We start from the raw sequence: 26,275 nt of genomic DNA, 5'->3' as shown, positions 1-26,275 counted from the left end.
TGTTATTTGCCTGCACACTTGGCCAGATCGATGATGCCAAGCTCACTCATGACGTGTGCACAAGATGGGCAGCCGACCATTGGCTTCCCCTTTTTGTCATTTCGCTGAGTATCCATAGTGGAATCCTTGGCCAATTCTTTGAGCTCCTCCACCGTATTTACTCCGGCTGCATTGGCTCCTTTGCTCAGCGCATCCGCCTCCGCACACAACCCATGAAAGGGAGGTTGAATATCCGCAGGTACTTTTTTGTAAGCTTGATCAACAGCAGGGTTTGTAATTCCCTTACCTCCCTCTCCTGTACTCAATCCTGTTTGTGAGCCTCCTGGTACGTTTGGCCCTTTCCATGTTGTGTTTGCCCCCGTTAACCCAAAAGGATCTACCCATCCCGTCGGATTAGGTGCATATTGATAAAGGTTATATCCTCCGTAAAGCCCAATCGGGTCCTGACTGACAAACCGCCCGATATCCGGATCATAGTACCGGAAGCGGTTGTAATGCAGCCCCGTTTCCTCATCGTAATACTGCCCCTGGAAACGCAGGTTCTGCACCGGGCGTTCATGGCGCAGCGGTTCGATCCAGTACTGCCGCACGGTGTTGCCGTCGGCGGACGTGTGCAGGACCGGTGGATACTCGATGTGCCGCGTGCCGCCCCAGGCCTTGTAATGGGCTTCCCAAACGATGTGGCCGTCCGTGTCGGTCAGTTCGCGCGGGGTGCCGAGGTGGTCGGTGTGGTAGTACAGCACCTGGGCGGTGGGCGCCGGTTTTTTCGGTGCCTGAGGCAGGCCGTGCTTGAGTCGCGCCGCGATGCGCCGCTGCAGCGGCAGCACGTTGGCGGCCCAGGCTTCGGGGTATTGCTGCTGCAGGCGCTGGCTGGCCTGGGTGATGTCGGGCAGGTCTCGTGCGTCCTCTGGCCAGGGGCCGGTGGTGGTGACCTGGGCCAGCGGCACGAAGCTGTCGGGCTCGTAGAGATACAGGGTGTGCCGTGCCTGTGCCGGCATGCGCGGATGGCGCGCGGGGCGCTGCTCGGCCAGCAGGCGGTTGCCGTCCCAGGTGAAGTGGGTGATCGCGTCGGGCGCGGGGCGCCGGTGGTGCTGCGCTTGCGCCGTCCGCCATTTGGCGATGCGCCGGCCGAAGGGGTCGTAGGCATAGGCCCAGTAGTGCGGCCCTTCCTGGCGCGCGTCGTCGATGCCCACGGCAGCCAGTTGGTGCTCGGCATCCCAGTGGAAAGTTTGGCGCCGGTGTTTGCCGCTCTTTTTCTCGATGCAGTTGCCCCAGGCATCGTAGGCGTAGCGGTGTTCCTGCCAGACCGCAAGGCGCTTGCCCTGGCTGCCCGGCCATTGCCGGGGGTCGTGGCCGTCATCCGCAGTGCCCAGGGGGTTGAAGTGCGGATTGGGCAGGTGCGTACGCACGTGCTCGGCCCAGTCCTCGTGGCCCCAGGGGGCGGGCGCTGCGGTGGTGGCCGGGGCATCGGCGCCGGGTTCGATCAGGTTGTGGGCGGGATCGAAGGCGAAGCGCTCTTCCTGGGTGGGTGTGCGGGCCGCGAGCAGGCGGCCAAGGGCGTCGTAGCGGTAGCGGGTCAGGCCCAGGCGGGCATCGTCGAGCGTGAGCAACTGGCCGGCGGCATCGTAGCGGTAGCGGCGGGCGATGCGCTGGCCGGTGCTGGCACTGGCGGCCTTGTGCGGCTGCGCCGCGCCTGCGGGGGCAGGTGATTCGGCCGTGCCGGCCTGGCTGGCGAGCAGGCGGCCGAGCGGGTCGAGCGCGTAGCGGCTGTGCAGCGCGCCCTGGCTGCGCCACACCTCGCGGTGCAGGGCGTCGCGCTCGAAGTCGCACAGCACCTCGCCGTCGAGGTTGATCTGGTGCACATGGCCCGAGCCATAGGTGAGCGTGTTGAGGATGCGCCCGTCGGGCAGGGTGGTGGCGATGCGCTGGCCCAGCGCGTCGTAGCGGTGCAGCAGTTGCGTGTGCGGACCGAAGCGGCTGCGGGTCTGCTCACAGGCGATCTGGCCGGTGGCGGTGTAGGCCAGTTGCACGCGAGCGAAGGCATTGCGCGCCAGGACCAGCTGGCCGGCGGCATCCCAGGCGTAGCGGGTGCGCAGCGCGCGGGCGCCGAGCTTGACGGCGCGCTTTTCCAGCAGGCGGCCGGCGGCATCGCGCCGATAGTGGGTGCGCAGCACCCCGGCGCAGCCGCGTCCGAGCAGCGGCGCGCCCACCGGCACGCCGTCGGCCGCTTCCAGCAGGTGGCCGGCAGCGCTGTAGCGGTAGTCGATGCGCCGGCCATCGAACCCTTGTTCGGCGCTCAAGCGGTCGAGCGCATCCCAGGCAAAGCGGTAGTGGGCGCCGTTCTCGTTGCGCAGTGTGAGCAGGCGGCCGAAGCCGTCGTAGCGGTAGTCCAGATGGTGGCCCAGGGCATCGGTGCGCGCCAGCGGACGGCCATCGCTGTCGAGCCGATAGAAGGTGGTGTGGCCGAGGGCATCGTGATGGGCGGTCAGCCGCCCCTGGGCATCGTAGGCGAAGCGCTCGCAACTGCCGTCGGGCAGGTCGAGCCGGCTCAGGCGGGCCTGGCGGTTGATGAAGCGGTAGGTGTAGGCTGTGCGTTGGCCCAGCGCATCGGTGACGGCGACGAGATTGCCGTGCATGTCCCAGGCGTAGCGGGTGGTGTGGCCGGAGCAGTCGGTGTAGGCGAGCAGCCGGCCGGCCGCGTCCCAGGCCAGCGTCTTGCGCCCGCCACGGGCATCGACGATGGCCACGGGCAGGCCGCGCGCGTCCCGTTCATATGTTGTCTGGCCGCCGTCGGCGGCGGTGCTGCGCAGCAGGTTGCCGCGTGCATCGTAGTCGTGGCGGGTGGTGTGCCCGAGCGCGTCGGTGACGGCGGTGGGTTTGCGCAGCCGGGCATCCCACTGCAGGGTGTCGGTGGCACCGTCGGGCCCGGTGATGCCGAGCACGTTGCCGCGCGCATCGTAGGTGTAGCGGGTGGTGCCGCCTTGCGGGTCGGTGTGGGCAAGGATGTGGCCGAATTCATCGCGTTCGATGCGCGTGGTGCCGCCCAGCGCATCGACCAGGGCGACGAGGTGATGGTCCGCATCGAAGTAATGGGTGCTGGTGCGCGCGAGCCCTTCGGCCTGTTCGAGGACGCGGGTGCTGCGCGCGGCGGCATCGTAGTGCAGTTGCCAGCGGCGGCCGGAGGACAGCTGCATTGACAGGACCTGCCCATGGGGCTGGTGCGCCGACCAGGCATAGCGGGCGGTGAGCCCCGAGGGCTGGCGATGGCCGGTGAGGATGTGGCCGGCGTACTCGAAGCTGCGGCAGCACCGGCCCGCCCCGTCGTGCACCTCGGCCAGGTTGCCCTCGGCGCTGTAGCGGTAGTGCACCAGCAACTGCCGGGCATGGGTGGGATAACGGCCGTTGGCGTCGGGTTCGCCATGCAGGCGCTGGACTTCCACCAGGCGGGCGGTGGCGGCAAGGGCGAGGTCGTAGGCGAAGCCGAGCCGGTAGCCGTCCGTGCCTTGCAGTACCAGCGGCAGGCCGTGCGGACCGTATTGCAGATGCACGCCGTTGTCGTTGGCATCGAGCATGGCCTGCAGCGGCAGGACGGCCTGGCCATCGGCCAGCGGTGCGAACAGCAGGCGCAGTCCGTCGGACGTGGCCAGCTCATAGGCGTCGCTGCCGGTGCGGCGCAGGGTGGTGTGCTCGTAGCGGGAGAAGAATTCCTCGCCCACCTGCAGCAGCGGAAACCGTGTGCGCCGGCCTTGCAGGTCGACGAACAGCAGGTGGTCGGCGGCACGTTCCAGCGCAAACGACAGCGGCACCGTCCAGCCCTGGCCGAGCAGGCCGCAGGTGGCGTTGTGCGAAAGGTAGGTGCGCTGCCAGTGCAGCGCAAAGCTGCCGTCGAGCATGAAGTCGAGCTCGTCCTCGCCTTGCAGCACGCAGGCGCCGGTCGCAAGTTGAACGCCGGGCGGCGTGGTACTCATGGTTCGTCCTCGTACTTGGGTCGGGTCAGCAGGCGCAGGGCTTGTCCGCCTTGCCGTTGTTGGGGTTGGCATTGCCGTTGCCGTCCACCCTGCCGCCACCGGAGGGCGTGCCGTCGGCACGTTTGGCGGCGGCGTTGCCTGCGGCCTCCGCGCCCTGGCGCCCGGCCTTGGCGCCGGCTTCCGCACCCGCCTTGGCCGTGCGCGAGGCGTCTACGGCATCCCCCACGCGCTTGCCCGCCTTGGCCGCAGTGGCGCCCCAGCCCGCAAAGGGGATGGCCGCCGCGGCGCTGATGCCCGCATTGGCGTAATCGCCTTCGGCTGCATAGATGGCCGCGTTGGCCAGGTCGGCGATTTCGCCGAGGCCGGGCAGCAGCCCGGCAATGTCCAGCGCGCCATGCAGGACGCCCGAACCCCAGCTCTTCCACCAGCCTTGTTCTGCTTCGGTTTCGGCTCCGCCGGAGGGATTGCTCCCCGCCCCCTGAGCGGCCGTTTCCGTCTTGGGCACGATGATGCCGTTGGTGTTGGCGACGGGGCCGGGCTGAGGATAGCCGTTGGGATGGATGCGGCCCTGCTGCGCGGCCTCCTTGCCGCCACCGCCGCCCTGGCTGTCGGGATCGGGCTTGCTCAGCTCCGGATAGGCGATGCCGGGATTGTCCGCCCGCAATTGTGCATACTGCTCGTAGCTCAGGGTCTCGCTCAGCAGTGTTGCTTGCGGAGTTTGCGGATCGAAGGTTTCCAGCAGTACGCCGCTTTCCAGCGCGTCGATCGCGACGGCAGTGCCATTGGGCAGGGCGACGGGAGCATGGGCAAAGACGGTGGTTCCGGACATGACGGCTCTCTGGGCGGTGTGCCTTATCGTTCCGCGGAACCTGTGCTGCCTGAAGGCCGGCTGCCATCACCTGGCACCGGAATGCTGGCCGAGCCCAGTGCCTGGATGTCCCGCGGCGTTCTTTCCTTCAGGTCATGCAGAAACGCCAGCCCCTCCTCGTCCCCGTAGGATCGCCTGCTGTAGCCGTAGAGCAGCACACCTTGCTTGCCGTCCGCAGCGCGATGCGGAATATAGCGGTAGGCGTTCCATTCGATGATCTTTCCGTTCTCCGGGTCCTCGGCGCTGAGGGTGAAGTCCAGCAGGAATTCGCCGGTGCGCTCATTGGCCAGAATCCTGTGCTGGAACACCGGATCGCTTCCCTCGCGCTGGCGCAGGAAGTCCAGTTGTTTGCGCACGACTTCGGCCACGGTGAGGCCATTGGTGAGCAATTCCAGCAACAGCATGTCTTGATAGCGGGGCAAGCGCTGCCCTTCGGGCAGATACTCGTACTTGACGTAATCAGGTATCGGGTTCGACTGCCAGGCCAGATGATAGCCCCGGCCGGAAAACTGGATGCTGGCGGGCGGCTCCTGAAGGATACCGGCGGACTGTGCATGAGCAACCGCCCCCAGGGTCGCCAGGAGCATGAAGGCATGAATGACGGCATATTTGAGATAAAGGCGGTGGATCATGCAGTGCTCACTGTCTAAAAAAACGCGTGGAAAAAGGTGTTTCCTTGTCCGGAAATTTTCCGGTTGCAGATGGGATACTTGGGCGGTCTTCGGATTTCCGGGTCTGGATGTCTTCCGTGGGGCGTTCAGCGTGGCTGGCCGGGCGGGACGGCAGGTTTCTCGCCACGCGCACGCATCTGGTCGCGCACTTCGATGGGGGAGTTCGGCGGCCATTTGGCGCCTTTGCTGATCAGCAGGTCGCGCAGTTCCAGGAATTGGGTATGGATGGGGTTGCCGGGGCGCATGTCTTGAACGGATAGATGCACAGACCACGCCACCGATACCCCGTTGGTCTTGTGAGTATTGAAATCCGCGCCTTGCCGCACCAGATAGATGGCAATGTCGGGTTTTGCTCTGCTAACGGCTTCGGTTACAGCTGTTCCGCCAATGCTATCTCGGTCATTGAGACGGGTACCGCGCTGCAGGAGCAGCTTGACGTGCTCCAGGCCGCCAGATACCCCGCGCTGCAGCATCATTTCTTGCCGCGGATGCCGGTGATTGGGTGACAAACCGCCGTCGAGCATGGCTTTGAGATAGCGGATGTCATCATGTTTCATGAACGCTATATGCAGCGCGCTACCCAAACCCTGGGCGACCTGATTGTCCGGATTGACGCCCAGCGCCACCAGCGCCGTGATGGCATCGAAGTTCTCCTGCAGGATGGCGAACCACATCAGGTCCATGTCCTTGTCGCCCTTGAGCCCAAGGTCCTGCCCCTGTGCCAGTTGCTTCAGGCGGGCGATGTCATTGCGCTCGATGGCCTGGGCCATCAGCAGGTAATGGCCCTTGAAGAATTCTTCGGCGCGATATTTCTTGCTCATGAAACGGTTTCCTTGACCGATGGCGGGCAGGCAGGCGGTGAGCAGCATGCTCGCGCCCCAGGCCAGCCAAGTTCTGCGCAGCCACAGCGTCGGAAAGGGAAAGGGTTTCATCCGCATGTTTTTTCGGGTTGCCGGGCCTGGATGTCTTCCGTGGGGCGTTCAGCGTGGCTGGCCGGGCGGGACATCAGGTTTCTCGCCCCGTGCGCGCATCTGGTCGCGCACTTCGATGGGGGAGTCCGGCGGCCATTTGGCGCCTTTGCTGATCAACAGATCGCGCAGTTCCAGGAATTGGGTATGGATAGGATTGCCGGGGCGCGTGCCGTTGACGGCCAAATGAACACCCCAAGTGGTAGAGGCGCCATTGGTCCAGTGAGTATTGAAATCCGCACCTTGTCGCACTAGGTAAATTGCAATATCGGGAGCTCTTATGCTGATAGCTTCATCCAAAGCTGTTCCGCCGATGCTGTTTCGGTCATTGATACGGGTGCCGCGCTGCAGCAACAATTTGACGTGCTCCAGACCGCCAAACACCCCACGTTCGAGCATCATTTTTTGCCGTGGATGCCGATGATTGGGTGACAAACCGCCGTCGAGCATGGCTTTGAGATAGCGCGTGTCATCATGCTTCATAAAAGTGAACTCCAACGCGCTGCCAATGCCTTTTGCCGTCTGCTTGTCCGGGTTGACGCCCAGCGCCACCAGCGCCGTGATGGCATCGAAGTTTTCCTGCAGGATGGCGAACCACATCAGGTCCATGTCCTTGTCGCCCTTGAGCCCAAGGTCCTGCCCCTGTGCCAGTTGCTTCAGCCGGGCAATGTCGTTGTGCTCGATGGCCTGGGCCATCAGCAGGTAATGGCCCTTGAAGAATTCTTCGGCGCGATATTTCTTGCTCATGAAACGGTTTCCTTGACCGATGGCGGGCAGGCAGGCGGTGAGCAGCGTGCTCGCGCCCCAGGCCAGCCAGGTTCTGCGCAACCACGATGCCGGGCGCAGGAGTGTTGAAACGTGTGTTTTTTTCATCAGCATATCTTTCCGGTTGCCGAGGCGATGGTTTGCTGGTCTTCAGATTTCTGGGCTTCGATGCCGTCGATGACCTGCTCCATGCCGTGGCGGTCGATGGGATTCAGGCCTGTGCCCTCCAATACGTGAGGCGTACCCACTGCATCAGGCATCAAGGCGGCGAGCCCCCACCGCGCCAGCGCGCCGATCGCGGCCCCCTTGACGCCGCCCAGCGCAAGACCAGCGCTTGCCGCGGTGGCAGTGCCACCCCAGCCCGGCTCCTGAACGCCGCTCAGAATCTCGCCAGCGACGCGGTAGGCCTGGATGTCCGTCTGGCGCACCGTACCACCATAACGCTCCACCGTATTGCCGTGCAGCCCGGCGGCATTGAAGGTCGTGGCCGGCATGCCGCTGGCCTGCGAAGCGGCAGAAGCCAGCCCGCCGCCCAGGGAATGGCCGGCGATATCAACTGTTGCTCCAGACCGTTCAATCTTCGATCCGATCCTGGTGGCACGCATATAGTAGTCCGAGTGCATATCGACTCCCTGCGCAAGATTATTCTTCCAGTCCTCACCATTCTGAGTGCCTTTGAAAGCAACGGTCGGCTTCATATCGTTGCCGAATACTGCCGGATCGGGTTCATACACCTGAGCCCGGAAATTGGAGTCCTCGATCTGAAGATCTCCGGTTTCCAAGCCGTATTGCCGTAATTTCTCCGGATTGTCGCTGATGTTGATCCAGCCCTCGGGTGCTGTGCCATCGGGACCGTAAACAGCCCGTGAAAGCCGGGCATGCTCCACCGCCACATTGTTGCGCTCGAAACGGTCGGCGGCCGCTTGCAGGCGATCCTTGTCGGCACCGTCGGGCAGTTCCGACAGTTTGTCCCTGGCGGCGGCGATCTGGCCCTGGCGGCATTCCCAACGGGCTTTCTTGCCCGAGGCTGCGGCGCTGCCGCCGGCATCGCCCGGTTCGGCCCGGTTCATCCAGACCTTGTCGCCCGTGCGTACCAGATGCCGGCCGTTGACGAAGACATTGTGGCTGTACTGCTCGCTGCGGCTGATCTTGACGTGCGTGCGCGAGACCACGCCTTTGCCGCCGCCGGGTTCGTCGCCCTTGACGTTATCGACGTAGCTTTCTTCGTGCAGGTAGGCGGGTTTGCCGCGGAAGAACACGTTGGGCGAGCATTGCTTGCTTTCACCCATGTCATGGGTGATGGGATAGGGCACCGGCTTGCCTTTCCTGTTCGGGGTCAGGCATACGTCGGGCAGGAGGCAGACCAGGATGAACTCCGCGTCCTTGGCGGCGGCGGCTTCGGTGGCCATTGTTCACGCCTCCCTGCGGCGGATTTCGAGCACGCGCACGTCGGCATCGGCGGCGATGAGCATGCGGTGAACGCAGCTCAGCGTCATGCGGTGCATGTCGAAGACGAGGGTGTCCAGGGGCATGTGCCTCGGCAGGATCGGACCTGCATGCAGGCGCGCCAGCGCATGAGGGGGCCTGTCGGGCAGGCGGGCCTGGAAGCGTCCGCCGCCCGGGGTCAGGCCGACGAGCACGATGTCTTCGCCGCCTTGCGGGTAGGGGATCTGCTGGTCTCGCGGGGCGCAGTTCCAGTAGGCGCAGTCGAAATCCTGCGGCAGGCGGGGCCAGCGATGTTCCTTCCAGTTCTGGTCATAAGTGCCGGCGAGTGCCACGCGCGGCTGCCACCAGCGGCCGATGGCACCAAGGCCGACCGCCGGATAATCCTGGCGCTGCAGCCGAGCGTCGTCGAAAGGCTGGTCGAGCACTTCCATCTGCGGCGCCTCGAGCGCCTGCGGGCGGGCCTTCTTCAGCCATTGCGGGTGCAGCAGGCCGCAGCCGATCGGGTTCGGCGCATAGCTTGCATGGATTTGCGGCTCTTCGTCGCCGATGACGGTTTCGGGCCACTGGCAGGTGCCGCCGAACGCCAGTTCGTAGCGCAGCGGCACCTGGATGGCCGGTTCGGGATCGCCCAGCTTCCAGCCCAGCACGCCGGGCCGGATGACGCGCGGGCCGCAGACGCCCATCAGCTTGCTCCAATCGCCGACCCGCACGCCGATGGGCCAGCGCGGAGCGGGCTTGCCGTCGGGCGCATAGGCGGTGGCATGAGCGAAAAGCACGTCGCAGCGGGGCTTGTAAGCTGCGAAGTCGCTTTCCTGGATGATGCTGCTGGCGTTGATTTGGCCGTAGAACATGTCCGACTGCACCAGTTCCTGCTGCTCGCGGGCAAGCCCGGGCCGGCCCTCTCCGTCCAGTTCGCTCAGATCGTAGGTGATGCGGCTGACCAGTACGTGGAAGACTTTGTCGTCGCTGTCCATCATCTGGAAGTACTGGCTGGGAAAGTGCGTGTGGTTGCGCACTTCCGGCAGCGGCGCGGCCTGTACGGGGGACTCCAGCACGTAGGGGGGGCGATTCATACGGATCGTTCGCCGTTAATTGAGATCGATGCGGCTGGATTCGACCTGCACATGTTCCGATCCGACCACGTCGATGTTCTTCCCGTTGATCGTGACGGTGCCGTCGGCTTTCATGACGAGGGTGGAGGCGCCCACCTTCAGGGTGATGGATTCGGCATCCATGGTGATGTTGGAACCGCCCCCGCCACCCTCGCCTGCAGCGCCGTCGCCGCTGGGGGCGACGATATGCATCACGCCCGCGCTGGCGGGAGCACCGCCTCCACCGCCCCCGGCGCCGACGGTCAGGCTGTACTGGGTGCCGACGGTGGTGCTTTTGTTCTTGCCGATCTGTGCGCTCTGATTGACCCCGACCAGGGTGTTCATCATCAGGCCGACGTTCAGGCTGTAGCCCAGGCCGACGTTCTCCATGCGCCCGAGGCCGACGTTCTGCAGGTAGGCCATGGCGATGGTCTCGGTCTTGTTCTTGCCGACCTTGATCGACCAGTTCTTGCCGATGCGGTCGGTCTCGTTCCTGTCGACGGTCTTGGTCCGGCTCTTGTGGATGGTGAGCGCTTCGTTGCCATCGACCGTGCGGGTCCGGTTCTGGTGCACGGTCAGCGTCTCGTCCAGATCGACCGTCTCGGTGCGCCAGCCGTGGACGTCGATCTTCTCGTTGCGATCGACGACCTCGGTGCGGTCGCGGTGGATGGTGTTGAACTCGTCGCGGTCGATTTCCTTGCGCCGGTCGTTGCCGACCCACTTGGATTCGTCGTGCTCGACCTCGGTCAGAGCGTCCTTCTGGGCGTGGAACCAGACCTGTTCGGCGCCCTTCTTGTCCTCGAAGCGCAGCGCGTTGGCGTCGCCCGCGCCGTCGCGCAGGCCGGCACCGGCCGCGCCGCCCTTGCTCGAGCGGGTCAGGATGCCCGACTGGGTGCGGTTGGCCGGCAGCGACCAGGGCGGCATCTGCTCGGCGTTATAGACGCGCCCGGTGATGATCGGGCGGTCCGGGTCGCCGTGCTCGAAGTCGACGATGACTTCCTGGCCGATGCGCGGGATGTGGATGGCGCCGAAGTTGCTGCCCGCCCAGGGCGAGGCGACCCGGATCCAGCAGGTGTCGGTGCCGTCCTTCTTGCCGTAGCGGTCCCAGTGGAAATGCACCTTGACGCGGCCGTATTCGTCGGTGTGGATCTCTTCGCCCGGCGGGCCGACCACCACCGCGGTCTCGACGCCGCGGGCGCGCGGCTTGGGCGTGGCCAGCGGCGGGCGGAAGGGGCGCTCGGCGGGCAGCGCCTCGACGTCGACGTGGAAGTGGCTGGCGGTGCTGCCGGCGGCGCCTTCGTAGTCGTTGTCGGCGATGTCGTAGCTGACGGCGACGAGCGTGAGTTCGCGGTTCTGGTCGGCGCGCGGGTGCCCGGTGAGCGTGAGCCGGTGGCCCGGGGCGGCGCCGCGCACGCGGCCCGACAGGTGAATGGTCTCTTGCTGGCGCTGCAGCCGCTCGAGGGTGTTGGCGGCGTACTGGGCGCCGTCGCCGGGGTCGAGGTAGTCGCCGGGGTAGTGATAGCGGGTGTAGTGGTCGAACAGGTGGCCGCGCGGGTCGGCGTGTTCGGTGGTCAGGTCCGACGAGGGGCGCTCGAAGTCGTAGTCGGCGTGGATGAGCCGGCCGGTCTCGACGCGCCGGGTCAGGCGCCAGGCGTCGAAGTGGTCGCGGTCCGGGCGGGTCTGCACGCCGCTGTAGTAGGGCACGGTGGCGTAGCCGGGGCAGTCCGGGTGGGCCGACAGGTGGTCGGCCAGCACCAGGGTCTCGCCGTCGGCCGCGTGCTCGAACCAGAAGAAGATGCCTTCGTGTTCGAGCTGGCGGCAGATGAAGGACAGGTCCGTCTCGCGGTATTGGACCAGGTAGGTCCAGCGCTTGTAGCGCGCCTTGAGCCGCATGTCGAAGCGCACCGCGTTCTCGCCCAGTACCTGGTAGAGGATGTCGGGCACGCTCTGGTTCTGCCAGATGCGAAAGTCGGCGCGGCGCGAGGCGTGCCACAGCCGCGGGGCGAGGGTGGTTTCATAGACCCAGTGCCGGCCTTCGTGGCCGACCGCGGCGAAGTCGATCATCTGGCCCGACAGCCAGCGCCGGCCGCGCCGGTCCGTCTCCAGTTCGATGGCGCAGCGTTCGCCGATCATGGCCTGGCAGTCCAGCTCGGGCGATTCGGACTTGAAGCGCACCGTGAAGCGGTACAGCGAGGACAGCGCCTCGCGGCCCGACAGGCTCACCGCCCACAGCGCGTCGCCAAGGGGGGTGTGGGCGGTCAGGAGACGATTCATGGCCGTGGCTCCCGTATCGATCCATGAAAAGCGATAACGGTAACATATGAGATATATATAGTAAAAGGTTACAGGCATACTCCGGGTGGGTCGCTCGGCACCGGTGGCGGTGGTGAAGTCGGTGACCGAAAAGCGCGGCACGGCAAAGGCCGCCGAAGCCTACCTGCAGTTCCTGTTCTCGCCCGAAGGACAGACGATCATCGCCAAGCACAACTTCCGCCCGCGCGACGCCGCGGTGCTGGCGCAGAACACAGACAAGTTCCCGCCGATCCGCACTTTCACCGTGGATGAAAAACTCGGCGGCTGGCCGGCGGTGCAGAAGACACACTTCGCCGACGGCGGCATCTACGATCAGATCATCGAGAAGCGCTGAACGCCGGGCACTGAAACAGCCATGATTTCAGATCATGGTCTGCCGTGACAGCGGGCAACAGATGCAGGGAGTCGGTCCGGTGCGGCAAGAACGCCTGCAAACAATTCAATAAAAAGAGAAGCTGCGCGAGCGGCCGGAAAATCCGGCGCACTTGCGCAGCTTCTCGTGTGCTTTTACGTCGGGGACGTTCAGCCTTCCGGCCCGATCACACCTTCCAGGCTCTCCGCCGTCAGCACCGCTTCGATCCAGCCTTCGAGTTGTTCCAGCGGCGCCTGCGCAAGCCGCGCCTCGGCCCAATCGGGCAAGGGGCCAAAACGCAGCCTGAGTTGAAGGCCCAGCATGCGGGCTGCTTCGCTCTGCCTGCCCTTGAGCAAGCCCTTCTGCTCCCCCTTGCGTTCTCCTTCCTGGCGAAGGCCGTCCATCCATTCGTCGATACGTTCAGCCAGCACGGTGGTGACTCCTTCCAAAGTCTCGGGCATTTGAGTCATCTGACCCGGATTCAGTTTCGACAGGATAGTGCGCCGGTAAAACCTCGTAAAGGCACGGTCCAGGCCGTCGAAGTCGTCGTCCTTGAGAAGCTCGACCAGCGCCCGGGTCGTTTCGAGGATGACCGGGTCATCTGGCAGATGGGTTTCCAGCACGATCAGGCAGGCCATCAGGTTGTCGGACAGCTGCTTCAGTTTTGCTTTCGGCACCCGTCCCTGATCGAGTAGGTGATGACGGAAGCGCGGCGTCCAGCATTTGAGGCTGTCGGGGGCGTCGATCAGCTTGGCGATTTCCAACGAGGCTCGCCATGTGGCTTGGCCGTTGTAGATCACAACCGGAAACACCGGCGGCAGCTTTTCACCCGGCTTCACCTGCTCGGTCTTGATCAAGTCCTGGTAGAGCAGGCAGACGTAGGTGAGCATGCGTAGCGCCATCCACGGATCAGTCTTGCTCTGGAACTCGATCAGCAGGAACAGGTAGAGCCATTCCTGGCTGCCGTCGGGCAGCTTCAGTTGCACACGCCAGACGATGTCGGTGCTGCGCTGTACCTGGGAGTCGCTGACGTAGTGGGTGTTCTGCTTTTCCAGCGTGCTGAAGTTTACTTGCCTGACCCAGTCCTCATGCACGAAGCCGCGCAACAGCGCTTCGACCATCGTCGGATGCGAGAAGATATCCTTGTACGTGCTGTCGTGCGGTATGGCGGGCATGGCAATACATCGTCATGATGTCGACGGATTATGCCATCAGGGAATTGTCACACCAATGCCTGCAAGCCGTCCTCGCCGAACACGACTTCAGTCGCGTCCAGCCTCACTCCCCGAACGCAGCCAGCGCCGCGCGTAGCGTGGCTTCGTCCACGCCTTCAGCCAGCGTCGCGACCTTTGCACCATCCAGCCACAGAGTAGCGTCCTTCACCTCGAAGGCGCTGCCCTGCTTCAGCGCCGACACCACCGTCCCGGCATCGCGCGGCGACGCGAAGCCTTCGCCCTGCAGCAGCAGGCCGCCGCCGGCATCGACCAGCTTGAAATGGAAGCGGCCGTCGGCTTCGCGGTATTGCTTGAACTGCGGCAGCGCGGCCTTGGTCTTTTCCGCCGCAGCCGCCGGGCGGGCGACTTCGGCCAGGCTGCGCAGGCCGACGGCGCGGCGCAGTTCGCCCAGGAAGGGCGTGGCGATCGCACGCGCCTTGGCCGCACCTTCGTGCAGCAGTTTTTCGATCTGCGCCGGGTCGGCGATCAGGGCCTGGTATTTCTCGCGCATCGGCGCCACGCTGGCCTCGATCTTGTCGGACAGGGCCTGCTTGGCTTCGCCCCAGGCGATGCCTTCTTCGAACGCGGTGCGCATCGCGCGCGTTTCCTCGGCGCTGGAAAAAGCCTGGTACAGCTCGAACAGCGCGGAGCCGTCGGCGTCCTTGGGTTCGCCCGGCGCTTTCGAGTCGGTGACGATGGAGTAGATCACCTTCTTCAGTTCCGTCGGGCTGCAGAACAGCGGAATCGTGTTGTCGTAGCTCTTGCTCATCTTGCGCCCGTCCAGCCCCGGCAAGGTCGCGACCGAAGCGTCGATGGCTGCCTCGGGCAGCACGAAATGCTCGCCGTACAGGTGGTTGAAGCTGCCGGCGATGTCGCGCGCCATTTCGATGTGCTGGATCTGGTCACGCCCGACCGGCACCGTGTGCGCCTTGAACATCAGGATGTCGGCCGCCATCAGCACCGGGTACATGTACAGGCCCATATTCACGCCGGCGTCCGGGTCGACGCCTTCGGCGGTGTTCTTGTCGACCGCCGCCTTGTAGGCGTGGGCGCGGTTGAGCAAGCCCTTGCCGGCGACGCAGCTCAGCAGCCAGGTCAGTTCGGGAATCTCGGGGATGTCGGACTGGCGATAGAACCACACATGGCTGGTGTCGAGCCCGGCGGCGAGCCAGGTGGCGGCGATCTCCAGCGTCGAACGCTGCACGCGCAGCGGGTCGGTGGTGCTGATCAGCGCGTGGTAGTCGGCCAGGAAGTAGAAGCTCTCCACCCCCGCCTGGCGGCTGGCGGCAATGGCCGGGCGGATGGCACCGGCATAGTTGCCGAGGTGGGGCGTACCCGAAGGCTTGATGCCGGTGAGGACGCGCTGGACGGAAGGCTTGCTGGCGGACATGGATCGCTCCGGCGGAAACGGGACAAAGACTGCGAGTTTAACGGCTTCCTCACACTGCTTGTAACATGCGCCCGCCGCAGGCCTGCGATAAGGTAAGGCCCCTGCGGCAAGACTGCCATCCCCGAAGGCAGACGCAAACCTTCCCCCCGGACAACGAAAAGGATCTCCGCGCTCATCATGCTCGAAAGACTGGCCCATCTCGACTGGATCGAAACCTATGCCCTGCCGTGGGGCATCAACCTGCTGCTGGCCCTCGGCACCTTCATCATCGGCCGCTGGATCACCCATGGCGTCGTCAGCGTGGTGCGCAGGCTGCTGACGCACACCCGGCTCGACGCGATCCTGGTGAACTTCATCCTGTCGATCCTGCAGGGCGTGCTGCTGCTCATCGTCGTCATCGCCGCACTCAACCGCCTCGGCATCGACACCACCTCGCTGGTGGCGCTGATCGGCGCGGCCGGCCTGGCGGTCGGCCTGGCACTGCAGGATTCGCTGAAGAACTTCGCCGCCGGCGTGATGCTGATCCTGTTCCGCCCCTTCAAGGCCGGCGACTTCGTCGAGGCCGGCGGCACCTCGGGCACGGTCGAGAAGATCAACATCTTCAGCTCCACCTTCCGCACCGCCGACAACCGCGAAATCATCATTCCCAACGGCGCCGTCTACGCCGGCGTGATCACCAACTACTCCACCCGCCCGACGCGCCGCATCGACCTGCTGCTGCGCGTCGGCTACGACGACGACATCCGCCGGGTCAAGGCGATCATCGGCCAGGTGCTGAAGGATGATGCGCGGGTACTGGCCGACCCCGCACCCTTCATCGGCGTGGCCGACCTCGGCGAGCACAGCGTGAACCTGCACGTGCGCCCCTGGGTCGCCACCGCCGACCACTTCGCGACGATGTGCGAGTTGAAGGAAAAGCTGAAGATCGCCTTCGACGAAAACGGCATCACCATCCCCTATCCGCAGATGGACATGCACCAGCGCCTCGTGCCGCTGCCGGACCTGAAGACGAGCGCCTGAGCCGACCGCCGGGCGCGGGCACCCGGAGCCAGCGCCCGCCCGGCGAACCGGCTACCATTGCGCCTGCACCAAACGGGGGCGCCGCCCCCGCCCGCTCCAAACCCACCCGCATCGATCCCATCGTGAGCCTGCCCACACCCGAACGCCCCAGCGTGCCGACCATCACCGTCGGCCTGCGCCCTCACCCCTCGACAACGCCGGCCGCCCCTGCGGATTCCGCCTCGCCGGTCGGCATGCTGCTCGCCACGATGTACGCCCTGCCGGAAGGCGGCGCGGTGTTCGAGTTCAAGCTCGACGGCAGCCGGCTCGACGCCATCCGCATCCCGCTCGAGGCCGAACCCGGCGCCGCGGACGAATTGTGGAAACACACCTGTTTCGAAGCCTTCGTCGGCGTCCAGGGCGAAGCGGGCTACCGCGAATTCAACTTTTCGCCATCCGGCCAGTGGGCGATCTACGACTTTCACGCCCCCCGCGAGCGCAACATGGATTTCCGGGCCGACGCAGGGCCATCGATCCGCTTCGCGCGGGACGGCGACACCGCCTGGCTGGAAGCGCGCGTGCCCGCCGCCGCGCTGCCCGCGGTAGCGCCCGGCACCGATCTCGACATCGGCCTGGCCGCGGTCGTCGAACGCAGCGACGGCGAACTCGAATATTGGGCGGTGAGCCACCCTGCCCCGCAGCCTGATTTCCACGCCCGCAACGGCTTCGTGCTGGCGCTGGCGACCCGGGCCGCCGCCCCGGACGGGAAACGCTGATGGGCGCGATCCGCCTCGGCCTCGACCGCCTGCTCGCCGACGCCGTGCTGCGCCGCCCGCTGGCCGGCCGGCGCGTCGCCCTGCTCGCCCACCCCGCCTCGGTGACGCGCGGGCTGGAGCATTCGCTCGACGCCCTCGCCGCGCTGCCCGACCTCCGCCTGTCCGCCGCCTTCGGCCCGCAGCACGGCCTGCGTGGCGACAAGCAGGACAACATGGTGGAGTCGCCCGACTACACCGACCCGCTGCACGGCATCCCGGTGTTCAGCCTGTACGGCGAAGTGCGCCGCCCCACCGCGGCGATGATGGACAGCTTCGACGTGCTGCTGGTCGACCTGCAGGACCTCGGCTGCCGCATCTACACCTTCATCACCACGCTGCGCTACGTGCTGGAGGAAGCGGCCAGGCACGGCAAGTCGGTATGGGTGCTCGACCGCCCCAACCCGGCCGGCCGGCCAGTCGAGGGCACGCTGCTGCGTGCCGGCTGGGAAAGCTTCGTCGGCGCCGGCCCGCTGCCGATGCGCCACGGCCTGACGATGGGCGAACTGGCGCGCTGGTTCGTCGCCACGCTGAAGCTCGACGTCGATTGCCGCGTGATCGAGATGGAAGGCTGGCAGCCCGACGACGCCCCCGGCCACGGCTGGCCGCTGGGTGAACGCAGCTGGATCAACCCCAGCCCCAACGCACCCAACCTGTCGATGGCGCGCGCCTATGCCGGCACCGTGATGCTGGAAGGCACGACGCTGTCCGAAGGCCGCGGCACCACCCGCCCGCTGGAACTGTTCGGCGCCCCCGACCTCGACGCCCGCGCCCTGCTCGCCGAGATGCGCGCACTCGCGCCCGACTGGCTGCGCGGCTGCGTGCTGCGCGAATGCTGGTTCGAGCCGACTTTCCACAAGCATGCCGGCAAGCTGTGCAAGGGCGTGCAGATCCACGTCGACGACCTGGCGCACTACGACCACGCCGCCTTTCGTCCGTGGCGACTGCAGGCGCTGGCGTTCAAGGCCATCCGCCGGCTGTGGCCGGACTATCCGCTGTGGCGCGACTTCGGCTACGAGTACGAGTTCGAGCGCCTGGCGATCGATCTCATCAACGGTTCGCCGCTGCTGCGCGAATGGGTGGACGACCCCGCCGCCGTACCGGCCGACCTCGACGGCCCGGCGCGCGCCGACGAAGCCGCCTGGACCGAAGTCCGCCGGCCCTTCCTGCTCTATCCCGCCTGAACGCTCCGGTATTCCCATGCACGCATACGACCGCTCCGCCGCCATAGGCTTCGGCTTCAACCCGCTGGACCGCCTGTCCGACAAGCGCCAGGACGAAGACTACGTGCACCAGGCCAGGCAGGCGGCGGATACGCGCTTCGTCATCCACGGCGGCGACGAGCCCTTGCTGATGCAGCGGGGCGTGGAGTGCGACGCCTTGTTCTCGGCGCCGCAGTTGGCCGCACTGCGGGCCGTGCTGCCACCGGAGCTCAGCGAGCCCGTGTGCGAAGTGTTCATGGGCCGGCTGCCGGACGGCGCGGCGCTGTTCGCGCTGGATTTCGGCGCCGGGCTGGTCGATGTCGTCGCCGGCCTGCCGGGGCTGGCGCTGCAAAGCCTGCGCGCGGTGGCGATGCAGGGCGAGCTCGACCACGCGCTGCTGGGCGAGCTCGGCGGCGCCAAGGCGGTGCTGGACTGGCACCGCCGCCATCGTTTCTGCGCCCAGTGCGGCGCACCCAGCCGCATGGTCGCGGGCGGCTGGCGGCGCGACTGCGACGCCTGCGGCGCCCAGCACTTCCCGCGCGTCGATCCGGTGGTGATCATGCTGGCGATCGACGGCGAACGCTGCCTGCTCGGCCGCCAGCCGCGCTTTGCCGCCGGCATGTATTCGACGCTGGCCGGCTTCGTCGAGCCGGGCGAGACGATCGAGGATGCGGTGCGCCGCGAGATCCTCGAAGAAGCCGGCGTGCCCTGTTCCACGGTGCGCTACTTCGCCTCGCAGCCCTGGCCCTTCCCCTCGTCGCTGATGATCGGCTGCTTCGCCCAGGCGCAGGGCACGGCCATCATCATCGACACCACCGAACTGGACGACGCCCGCTGGTTCAGCCGCAGCGAAGTCGCCGAGATGCTGGCCGGCACCCACGCCCAGGGCTTGTCGGCGCCGCTGCCGTATGCGATTGCGCATCACCTGATGCGGGCTTTCGTGGATGAAGGCGAGGCCTTGTTGCGGTAGATCGTGCAGATCGCAGCCCGCCACCATTTCGCTACTCCGCTGACTGCACCCGCCAGCGCCGCAACTGCTCGCGGATCGGTGCCGGCGCGACGATCACCGGGCGCGAGTGCTCCTCTTCCGCCAGTTCCTCACCCGCGCCGCCTTCGCCCTGGATGCCGGCAATGTCCTCGCGCTCCCAGGTTTCCACCAGACCGCGCGCCTTGTCGAAGGCGTCGATGAAGGACACGCCGGGCGCGAGCGATTCCTTGAAGTAGGCGCGGCCGAAATAGGTGAAGTCGTTGTCGTCGGCGCAGCCGAACGAGGTCCGGTCGTGGCGCGCGGAGGTGATGACCAGCGTGCCTTCGTCGCCGATCGCGTCGACGAAGCCGCCGGAGTAGCAGGCCGACACCACCACCACTTTCCAGCGGATGCCGCTCTCGCGCAGCATCTCGCCCAGCGTAGCGGCCGGCAGGTCGGGCATGTCGATGCCGGCGAGCTTGAAAGTCAGCTCGTGCGCGTCGGAGCCGTGGCTGGTCAGGAAGAGGAACAGGATGTCCTGCTCCACGTCCATGCTGTCGGCCACTGCGCGCAACGCCCGGCGCAGGCTGGTCCGGGTCGCCAGCGGCACGGCATCGACGCTGCTGCGGCTGTTGACCAGGGTCAACGAGCGGCCGGTCGTGCCGAAGTCGCGGTCGAACTGGCTGCGCACGAACTCGACTTCGCGGCGGAACACTTCTTCCCGGCCGTCGCCCGCCACCGCCAGCAGATAGAGGTCGATGCGCGCCGGATCCTGCGGCCGCAGGGCCTGCAGCTGGCGTTCGAGCAGGGCCGGCTGGGCGTACAGCGCGGTTTCGACGTTGCGCTGGCGCAGCGCCTCGGCCGCCGGGTCATGCAGTTTGCCGCGCTGCCAGGTGCCGCTGTCGCGCGCGCGTCCGTCCGGCTTGGGCCGCGCATACGTCATCGTGCCTTCGCCGTCGTACAGGCCCCAGGCGAAACCGCCGCGATATTCGTCGCCGTCGGCATTGCGGAACACGCCCTGGCCGTGGAAGCGCCAGTTGTCGAAATCGCCCTCGTAGCGGGCGCCGTTCTTCATGCTCGCCCTGCCCTTGCCGCTGAGCGCACCGGCGGCGAAGGTGCCTTCGAAGACGTTGCCCTGGGCGTCGGTGAAGCGGCCCTGGCCGTTCGGCTCCCAATCGGCGAGTTCGCCTTCGTAGCGGCGATCGTCGTGGATGACCAGCATGCGGCCGACCGGCTCGTCGTCCTCGAAGCGACCGATGTAGATGCGGCCGTCGGCCAGCTCCAGGCGGCCTTCGCCGTGGAAGCGGCCCTTCCTGAAGCCCCCTTCGTAGACTTCGCCATTGGCGCGGGCGTAGCGCCCGTAGCCGTCGAACTCGTCGGCGCGGAATTCGCCTTCGTATTCCGAGCCGTCGGCGAAGCGCATGCGTCCCTTGCCCTGCATCAGGCCGTTGTCGAAGCCACCTTCGTAGCGCCAGCCCGATGCACCGGCCGCCATGCCTCTGCCGTGCGACAGGCCTTCGACGAAAGCGCCTTCGCGGTAGGCACCGTTGCGCCACTCGATGCGGCCCTGGCCGTGCAGCTTGCCGTCGCGCATGCCGCCGCGATAGATGCCGCCGTCGGGCGTGACGGCATCGGCTGCAGACGCAGGCAGGGCTGCGGCCAGCGCCGCGGCAAGAATCAGGCAATACAGCAAGGCACGGCGGGCGGGCACAGGCCGCGCGGGAGCAGGGACGGCCGGGGAAACGGCAGCGGAGGCAACTGCGGCAAATCGAACGGACATCGGCAAAACCCGGCAGGAAAGCGTTCCAGCCGGCATCGTACGCTGCCGCCCCCTCTTCCCCCAAGACCGGAGTCGGAGTAAAAGAGAGCGCGCCTGGTGCGCGCCGCCACGCATGCAGCCCCGGCTCCGGCCGGCTCATTCCAGCCAATTCACATAAGCGAGACATCCCGTGATCAGCCACGGCCTCCAGATCTTTGCCGGCAACGCCAGCCGGGAACTTGCCGGCGAAATCTGCCAACGGCTCGGCATCCGCCTCGGCCAGCTCGACATCTCCCGTTTCTCCAACGACAACCTGCGCGTTCAGGTGCAGGAAAACGTGCGCGAACGCGACGTGTACGTGGTGCAGTCCTTCACCGAGCCGGTGAGCGAGCACATCATGGAACTGATGATCACGCTCGACGCCATGCGCAGCGCATCGGCGCAGCGCATCACCGCGGTGATCCCGTACTACTCCTATGCACGCTCGGACAAGAAGGACGCGCCGCGCATCTCGATCACCGGCCGGCTGATCGCCGACATGCTGAAGACCGCCGGCGCGAACCGCGTGCTGACGATGGACCTGCACGCCGACCAGGTGCATGGCTTCTTCAGCGTGCCGGTCGACCACCTGACGGCGGTGCCGACCATCGCCGAGCACTTCCGCCGCCACCACGACCTGTCGAACATGGTGGCGGTGGCCACCGACGCCGGCGGCGCCAAGCGCGTCGGGCGCTTCTCGGAGCGGCTGGGCATTCCGATGGCGATCATCGACAAGCGCCGCGTCAGCGACACCGCGGTCAAGCATGGCGAAGTGGTGGGCAATGTGCGCGGACGCGACGTGGTGATCTTCGAGGACGAGATCTCGACCGGCGGCACGCTGGTGTCCTCGGCCGAGACGCTGCGCGCCGCCGGCGCGCGCAGCGTGCATGCCGGCGCGACGCACGGCGTGCTGTGCGGTCCGGCCATCGAGCGCCTGCGCGGCGCGCCCATCGATTCGGTGGTGGTCAGCAATACCGTCGCCTTGGCACGGGACAAGCGCCTGCCCAAGATCACCTCGCTGAGCGTCGCGCCGCTGTTCGCCGCGGCGATCGAGCGCATCCACAGCGGCCAGAGCGTGGGCGTGCTGTTCGAATGAGATGGGGCGGCCCTCCGGGGCCGGGGGCGCGATCCTGCCTGTCCGGGACATCTCTTCCCGTTTCAGGCCTTCAGGATCCGGCGGGGCCTGCCGATAACACCATGGCTCGCCCCCTTCCCAGACCTCAGAGAACATCATATGAACTGGTTCGACAGCCTCAGCCTGCGGACAAAGTTGATCTTCAACTTCGCCGTTTCCAGCACCCTCCTGATCGTGGCCATCGTCATCTGCTATGTGCAGATCGAGCGCATGGACAGTCTCTCGGACGAAATGTCCAACCATACCCTGCTTTCGCTGACGCAGACCGCTGCCATGAGCGAGGGGCGGATGCGCTACCGCATCCGCAGCCTGGAATTCATGCTCGCCGAAACGGCCGCCGAGCGGGACAAGCTCGAACAGTCGCTGGTGGACATCGACGGCAGGCTGGCGCGCTCCATCGAGGACTATCGCAAGCTCGCCGCCGAGCTCCAGGCCGGCGCCCTGCTCGACACTTTCGCCGGAGCCGTGGCGGCCTACCGCGACACGGTGATGAAGGCCGTGGCACTGGTCAAGGACGGCCGCGAGTACCAGGCCATGCAGTTGCAGCGGACGGAGTGGTTCGCCGCCGGCACGCAGGTCGCCAACGCCACCAACGCCCTGGTGAAACACGCGAACGACCGGGCCGAAGCGCAACGCGAGGCGATCGCCCGCGCCGCCAGCCATGCGAAACGGATGGCGATCGGCGCGCTGGTGCTCGGCACCCTGCTCGCCGGCCTGGTGTCCATGCTGCTGGCGCGGCGGATCACCACCCGCCTGCAGCATGCCGTCGCGGTCGCAAACGAGATCGCCGCCGGCCGCCTCGGCAAAACCGCCGACGGCCCGTCGGCGGCAAGCAAGGATGAAATCGGCACGCTGCTGGGCGCCATCGATGCGATGCGCGAGTCGCTGCGCGTGACCATCGGCGAAACGCGCGAGGTCTCGTCCCGCCTGTCCGCATCCGCCGAAGAGCTCAGCAAGGGCGTGGGCGAACTCGAAGCCAGCGTGGATGCCCAGAGCACGGAAGCCTCGAACATCGCGGCAAGCGTCGAGGAAGTCACGGTGTCGATCAGCGAAGTGGCGAGCCGCACCAACGAGGCCAGCGCCGCGGCGCGCGACTCCGACGCCAAGGCGCACGAAGGCCGTGAAGTGCTGCGCAAGCTGGAGCAGGACATCGACCAGGTCTCGGCCGTCGTCAGGACGGCGTCGGACGGCATCGGCAGCCTGGCCGAGGAGTCGAAGAGAATTTCGGCCATCGTCAATGTCATCAAGGACATCGCCGACCAGACCAACCTGCTCGCGCTCAATGCCGCGATCGAAGCCGCGCGCGCCGGCGAGCAGGGCCGCGGCTTCGCGGTCGTGGCCGACGAAGTGCGCAAGCTGGCGGAGCGGACGACTCAGTCGACCGGCGAGATCACCGCCATGGTCGACACCATCCAGCAGTCCACCCACCAGGTGGTCACGCGCATCGACGAAGGCGTGGCAGCCGTCGAACGCAGCGTGGAACACGCCCGCGCGGCGGGCGGTAGCATCGATTCGCTGCTGTCGATCGCGCGCCGGGTGTCCGAACTGATCGGCGACATCGACCTCGCCCTGCGCGAACAGTCGGAAGCTTCCACCGTGGTGGCCCGCAGCGTGGAACAGATCGCCAGCAACGCCGAACAGATCCATGCCGTCACCACGGCAAGCTCGCACTCGGCCGAAAGCCTGCGCGCGATGGCCAGCCACATGCAGGGCAATGTCAGCCGCTTCAGTCTCTGAACGCTGCGCCGAATCCTCCAGGCGCCCCGGCCGGAGCAGCAGGCGGACGCCGTGCCGACGTTCGAAGCCGGGTTCGAGCGCCACAGCCTGGAGGCACGCTTCCCCAGCACCGAACGCGGCGGCAGCCGCTGCCCCTGCTGAAGACCGGCAACGGCAAGACGTTAAAAACGGCGGCCCGGACATGCTCCGGTGCCGCCGTTTCCTTGTTCGCCGCGGGCAGCGTGCCACCCGCGGCAGCCGGCTTCAGGCCTGCTGCTTCTGCTGCTCGGCGATCTCCGAGCGCACCTGGTCCATGTCGAGGCCGCGCACGCCGTCGATGACCTGCTTGAGCGCGCTGGCCGGCAGGGCGCCCGATTCGCGGAACACCATGATGCCTTCGCGGATCACGGCGATGGTCGGGATCGAACGGATCTGGAAGGTGGCCGCCAGTTCCTGCTGGGCTTCGGTGTCGATCTTGCCGAAGACGATGTCGGGGTTCTCGTCGGACGCCGCCTCGTAGGTCGGCGCGAAACTGCGGCAGGGAGCGCACCAGGCCGCCCAGAAGTCGATGAAGACGATCGGATTCTGTTCCAGCACGTCGTTGAAGTTGTCGGCGGTGAGTTCGAGGGTGGCCATGTCGGCGGGCTCCGTGGGTTCGAGACCGCCGATGCTACCGGACTGTGGCGCCCCGCCCAAGCACGAATCACCGGCAACGGCCCGCGGCGATGCTCAGGCTGCCACCCGGCCGCCGGCCTTCAGCACGGCCTCGACCCGCTCGTACAGCAGACCGATGTTGAGCGGCTTGGTCAGGAAGTCGTCCATCCCGGCGGCCAGGCAGATCTGGCGATCCTCCTCGCGCGCGCTGGCCGTCATGGCCAGGATCGGTATCCTCGGCCGCCCGGTTTCGCGCTCGTGGGCGCGAATCCGCCGCGTCGCCTCCAGGCCGTCCATCACCGGCATCTGCAGGTCCATCAGCACCAGATCGAAGCTGCCACCGATCACTTTCTCCAGACCCTGCCGGCCATCCTCGGCAACCGTCAGGTCGTAGCCGCGCCGCGTCAGCAGCGCCACCGCGAGCTTCTGGTTGATCGGGTTGTCCTCGACCACGAGGATGGCTGCGCCCTTGCCCGGCACAGGCGCGGGCGGCGCATCGGCAGCGGGCGCTGCCTTGGCCCCGCCGGCATCCGGCGCCGCGCATTCGAAACGCAGCGTGAAGAAGAAGCGGCTGCCCCGGCCCGGCTTGCTGTCCACGCCCAGCATGCCGCCCATCAGTTCGACGAGGCGGTAGGAGATCGACAGCCCCAGGCCGGTGCCGCCGAACCTGCGCGAAGTCGACGTATCCGCCTGGGCAAAGGCATCGAACACCATCGCCTGCACCTGCGGATCGATGCCGATGCCGGTGTCCTTGACCGAGAACACGACGTCGGCCATGCCGCCGCCGCTGCCGCTCACCGAAGCCGACACCACCACTTCGCCCTGCTGGGTGAACTTGATCGCATTGCCGATCAGGTTGGTCAGCACCTGCTTGAGCCGCAGCGCGTCACCGAGCACCCTGCGCGGCAGATCCGGCGGCAGTTCGAGCCTCAGCTCCAGCCCCTTGGACTTGGCCGGCGCGGACAGTACGCGGGTGGCGAGGTCCAGCGTCTCGTGCAGGTCGAAGGCTTCGTGCTCGATATCGACCTTGCCGGCCTCGATCTTGGAGAAGTCGAGGATGTCGTTGAGGATGCGCAGCAGCGAATCGGCCGAAGCCTGGATCATGCGCAGATGCTCGGGCACCTCGGGGTCGCGCGGGTCCATCAGCGCAAGCTCGGTGAGGCCGATGATGCCGTTCATCGGCGTGCGGATCTCGTGGCTCATGTTGGCCAGGAACTGGCTCTTGGTGCGGTTGGCGATTTCCGCCTGGTCGCGCGAGGCTTCGAGTTCGGCGATCATGCGGCTGCGCTCGCGGCCGAGCTGGATCGACTCGATCAGCATCGAGCTCAGGTTGTTCGAGCTGTTGATGATGGTGATGCTGAAGACCGGAATCAGCACGATCAGGATCAGGTCCGGAATGCCCTGGTAGTCGAGCGCGGCGATCAGCGCGACCGGCAACACCGACAGCACGGTGTAGCTGGCCAGTGCGGTGCGGGAAGGCGCGAGCGTCGGCATCGCGCCGGCGATGGTGGCGGCGATGATGCCGGCGGTGAAGAAGCGCGCGTCGTAGCCGGCGCCGATCATGAACAGCGCCGCCCCGGCCGCCCAGCCCGTCGAGGCCAGCAGCGCGCCCAGCATGTAGCGCTTGAACCAGGTGCCGACTTCATCGACCGAAGGCGCGCGGGCAAAGAAGCGCCGCACCGACAGCACGCGGATGAAGGCAAGCAGCGCCATCGCCCCGGCCCAGCCGAGCGCCGGCACCATCTCCGCACCGAAGACGACGTTGCCGACCGCGAGCATCAGCGCGACCGTCACCAGCGAGATCTGCGCCGGAATGGAATTGCGGTACAGCAGATAGACCGCCTGATGCCAGGAGGCTGGGTCGACCCGGTCATCGGTCAGGCGGGGGAACTTCACGGCACACATATCCGCTACGCATCAGAACGTGGCGAGATTAGCATGGCCGA

The 26,275-nt window shown here is 66.5% G+C and carries 20 protein-coding genes; 7 read left to right on the top strand and 13 right to left on the bottom strand.

The window, feature by feature from the left end:
• Nucleotides 1-2 precede the first annotated feature (2 nt).
• The 8 genes from ACNQFN_RS02480 to ACNQFN_RS02445 form a co-directional block, all read right to left on the bottom strand.
• Complete coding sequence (locus tag ACNQFN_RS02480; RefSeq protein ID WP_418647840.1) at nt 3-3,968, bottom strand: RHS repeat-associated core domain-containing protein; 3,966 nt, start codon at nt 3,966-3,968, stop codon at nt 3-5.
• Nucleotides 3,969-3,993: 25 nt separating this feature from the next.
• A complete protein-coding gene (locus ACNQFN_RS02475; protein ID WP_068639418.1) occupies nt 3,994-4,797 on the bottom strand; it encodes a hypothetical protein in 804 nt (267 codons plus the stop codon).
• Between the two features lie 23 nt (nt 4,798-4,820).
• Entirely contained in the window at nt 4,821-5,468 is a 648-nt protein-coding gene (locus tag ACNQFN_RS02470; protein WP_068639419.1) for a hypothetical protein, read from the bottom strand.
• Between the two features lie 125 nt (nt 5,469-5,593).
• A complete protein-coding gene (locus ACNQFN_RS02465) occupies nt 5,594-6,439 on the bottom strand; it encodes an ankyrin repeat domain-containing protein (RefSeq protein ID WP_418647839.1) in 846 nt (281 codons plus the stop codon).
• Between the two features lie 48 nt (nt 6,440-6,487).
• The gene (locus ACNQFN_RS02460) at nt 6,488-7,348 is read right to left on the bottom strand and encodes an ankyrin repeat domain-containing protein (protein WP_418647838.1); all 861 of its coding nucleotides are present in this window, start codon (nt 7,346-7,348) and stop codon (nt 6,488-6,490) included.
• The gene (locus tag ACNQFN_RS02455; RefSeq protein ID WP_418647837.1) at nt 7,348-8,649 is read right to left on the bottom strand and encodes a PAAR-like domain-containing protein; all 1,302 of its coding nucleotides are present in this window, start codon (nt 8,647-8,649) and stop codon (nt 7,348-7,350) included. The genes ACNQFN_RS02460 and ACNQFN_RS02455 overlap by 1 nt, the downstream gene beginning before the upstream one ends.
• A gap of 3 nt (nt 8,650-8,652) precedes the next feature.
• The gene (locus ACNQFN_RS02450) at nt 8,653-9,759 is read right to left on the bottom strand and encodes a DUF2169 family type VI secretion system accessory protein (RefSeq protein ID WP_418647836.1); all 1,107 of its coding nucleotides are present in this window, start codon (nt 9,757-9,759) and stop codon (nt 8,653-8,655) included.
• Between the two features lie 15 nt (nt 9,760-9,774).
• Entirely contained in the window at nt 9,775-12,051 is a 2,277-nt protein-coding gene (locus ACNQFN_RS02445) for a type VI secretion system Vgr family protein (protein ID WP_418647835.1), read from the bottom strand.
• An 85-nt stretch (nt 12,052-12,136) separates the two neighbouring features.
• On the opposite strand from ACNQFN_RS02445, the gene ACNQFN_RS02440 reads away from it, so the two are divergent.
• Nucleotides 12,137-12,424 carry a hypothetical protein gene (locus tag ACNQFN_RS02440; protein ID WP_418647834.1) on the top strand — a complete coding sequence of 96 codons (288 nt, stop codon included), beginning with the start codon at nt 12,137-12,139 and terminating at the stop codon, nt 12,422-12,424.
• A 188-nt stretch (nt 12,425-12,612) separates the two neighbouring features.
• Here ACNQFN_RS02440 and ACNQFN_RS02435 read toward each other — a convergent pair whose 3' ends face one another.
• Both ACNQFN_RS02435 and ACNQFN_RS02430 read right to left on the bottom strand, forming a co-directional pair.
• Complete coding sequence (locus tag ACNQFN_RS02435; RefSeq protein WP_418647833.1) at nt 12,613-13,617, bottom strand: Rpn family recombination-promoting nuclease/putative transposase; 1,005 nt, start codon at nt 13,615-13,617, stop codon at nt 12,613-12,615.
• 103 nt (nt 13,618-13,720) lie between these two features.
• Nucleotides 13,721-15,046 (bottom strand): tryptophan--tRNA ligase, encoded by a 1,326-nt coding sequence (locus tag ACNQFN_RS02430; RefSeq protein WP_418647832.1) that lies wholly within the window; start codon nt 15,044-15,046, stop codon nt 13,721-13,723.
• Nucleotides 15,047-15,223: 177 nt separating this feature from the next.
• Between ACNQFN_RS02430 and ACNQFN_RS02425 the strand changes: the two genes are divergently transcribed.
• From ACNQFN_RS02425 to nudC, 4 genes are all read left to right on the top strand, one after another.
• Nucleotides 15,224-16,066 carry a mechanosensitive ion channel family protein gene (locus ACNQFN_RS02425; RefSeq protein ID WP_068639397.1) on the top strand — a complete coding sequence of 281 codons (843 nt, stop codon included), beginning with the start codon at nt 15,224-15,226 and terminating at the stop codon, nt 16,064-16,066.
• A gap of 122 nt (nt 16,067-16,188) precedes the next feature.
• Nucleotides 16,189-16,821: a DOMON-like domain-containing protein gene (locus ACNQFN_RS02420; RefSeq protein ID WP_418647831.1), complete on the top strand. Its 633-nt coding sequence runs from the start codon at nt 16,189-16,191 to the stop codon at nt 16,819-16,821.
• The gene (locus ACNQFN_RS02415) at nt 16,821-18,041 is read left to right on the top strand and encodes an exo-beta-N-acetylmuramidase NamZ domain-containing protein (protein WP_418647830.1); all 1,221 of its coding nucleotides are present in this window, start codon (nt 16,821-16,823) and stop codon (nt 18,039-18,041) included. Before ACNQFN_RS02420 ends, ACNQFN_RS02415 begins: the two co-directional genes overlap by 1 nt.
• A 16-nt stretch (nt 18,042-18,057) precedes the next feature.
• A complete protein-coding gene (nudC, locus tag ACNQFN_RS02410; protein ID WP_418647829.1) occupies nt 18,058-19,029 on the top strand; it encodes an NAD(+) diphosphatase in 972 nt (323 codons plus the stop codon).
• A 31-nt stretch (nt 19,030-19,060) separates the two neighbouring features.
• Here nudC and ACNQFN_RS02405 read toward each other — a convergent pair whose 3' ends face one another.
• Nucleotides 19,061-20,737 carry a C13 family peptidase gene (locus tag ACNQFN_RS02405; RefSeq protein ID WP_418647828.1) on the bottom strand — a complete coding sequence of 559 codons (1,677 nt, stop codon included), beginning with the start codon at nt 20,735-20,737 and terminating at the stop codon, nt 19,061-19,063.
• 238 nt (nt 20,738-20,975) lie between these two features.
• Here ACNQFN_RS02405 and ACNQFN_RS02400 point away from each other — a divergent pair, with 238 nt between their 5' ends.
• Together ACNQFN_RS02400 and ACNQFN_RS02395 are read left to right on the top strand one after the other, a co-directional pair.
• On the top strand, nt 20,976-21,920 hold the full coding sequence (locus ACNQFN_RS02400; protein WP_418647827.1) for a ribose-phosphate diphosphokinase: 945 nt from the start codon (nt 20,976-20,978) through the stop codon (nt 21,918-21,920).
• Nucleotides 21,921-22,058: 138 nt separating this feature from the next.
• Complete coding sequence (locus ACNQFN_RS02395; RefSeq protein ID WP_418647826.1) at nt 22,059-23,696, top strand: methyl-accepting chemotaxis protein; 1,638 nt, start codon at nt 22,059-22,061, stop codon at nt 23,694-23,696.
• A gap of 243 nt (nt 23,697-23,939) precedes the next feature.
• Here the strand turns inward: ACNQFN_RS02395 and ACNQFN_RS02390 are convergent, their stop codons facing one another.
• On the bottom strand, nt 23,940-24,311 hold the full coding sequence (locus ACNQFN_RS02390) for a thioredoxin family protein (protein WP_068639403.1): 372 nt from the start codon (nt 24,309-24,311) through the stop codon (nt 23,940-23,942).
• A 93-nt stretch (nt 24,312-24,404) separates the two neighbouring features.
• Nucleotides 24,405-26,225: an ATP-binding protein gene (locus tag ACNQFN_RS02385; RefSeq protein ID WP_169802991.1), complete on the bottom strand. Its 1,821-nt coding sequence runs from the start codon at nt 26,223-26,225 to the stop codon at nt 24,405-24,407.
• Between the last annotated feature and the right edge of the window lie 50 nt (nt 26,226-26,275).

This window comes from Thauera butanivorans, from assembly GCF_048398245.1.
Taxonomy (GTDB): domain Bacteria; phylum Pseudomonadota; class Gammaproteobacteria; order Burkholderiales; family Rhodocyclaceae; genus Thauera; species Thauera butanivorans.
This window is presented reverse-complemented; position numbering and strand designations above follow the sequence as displayed.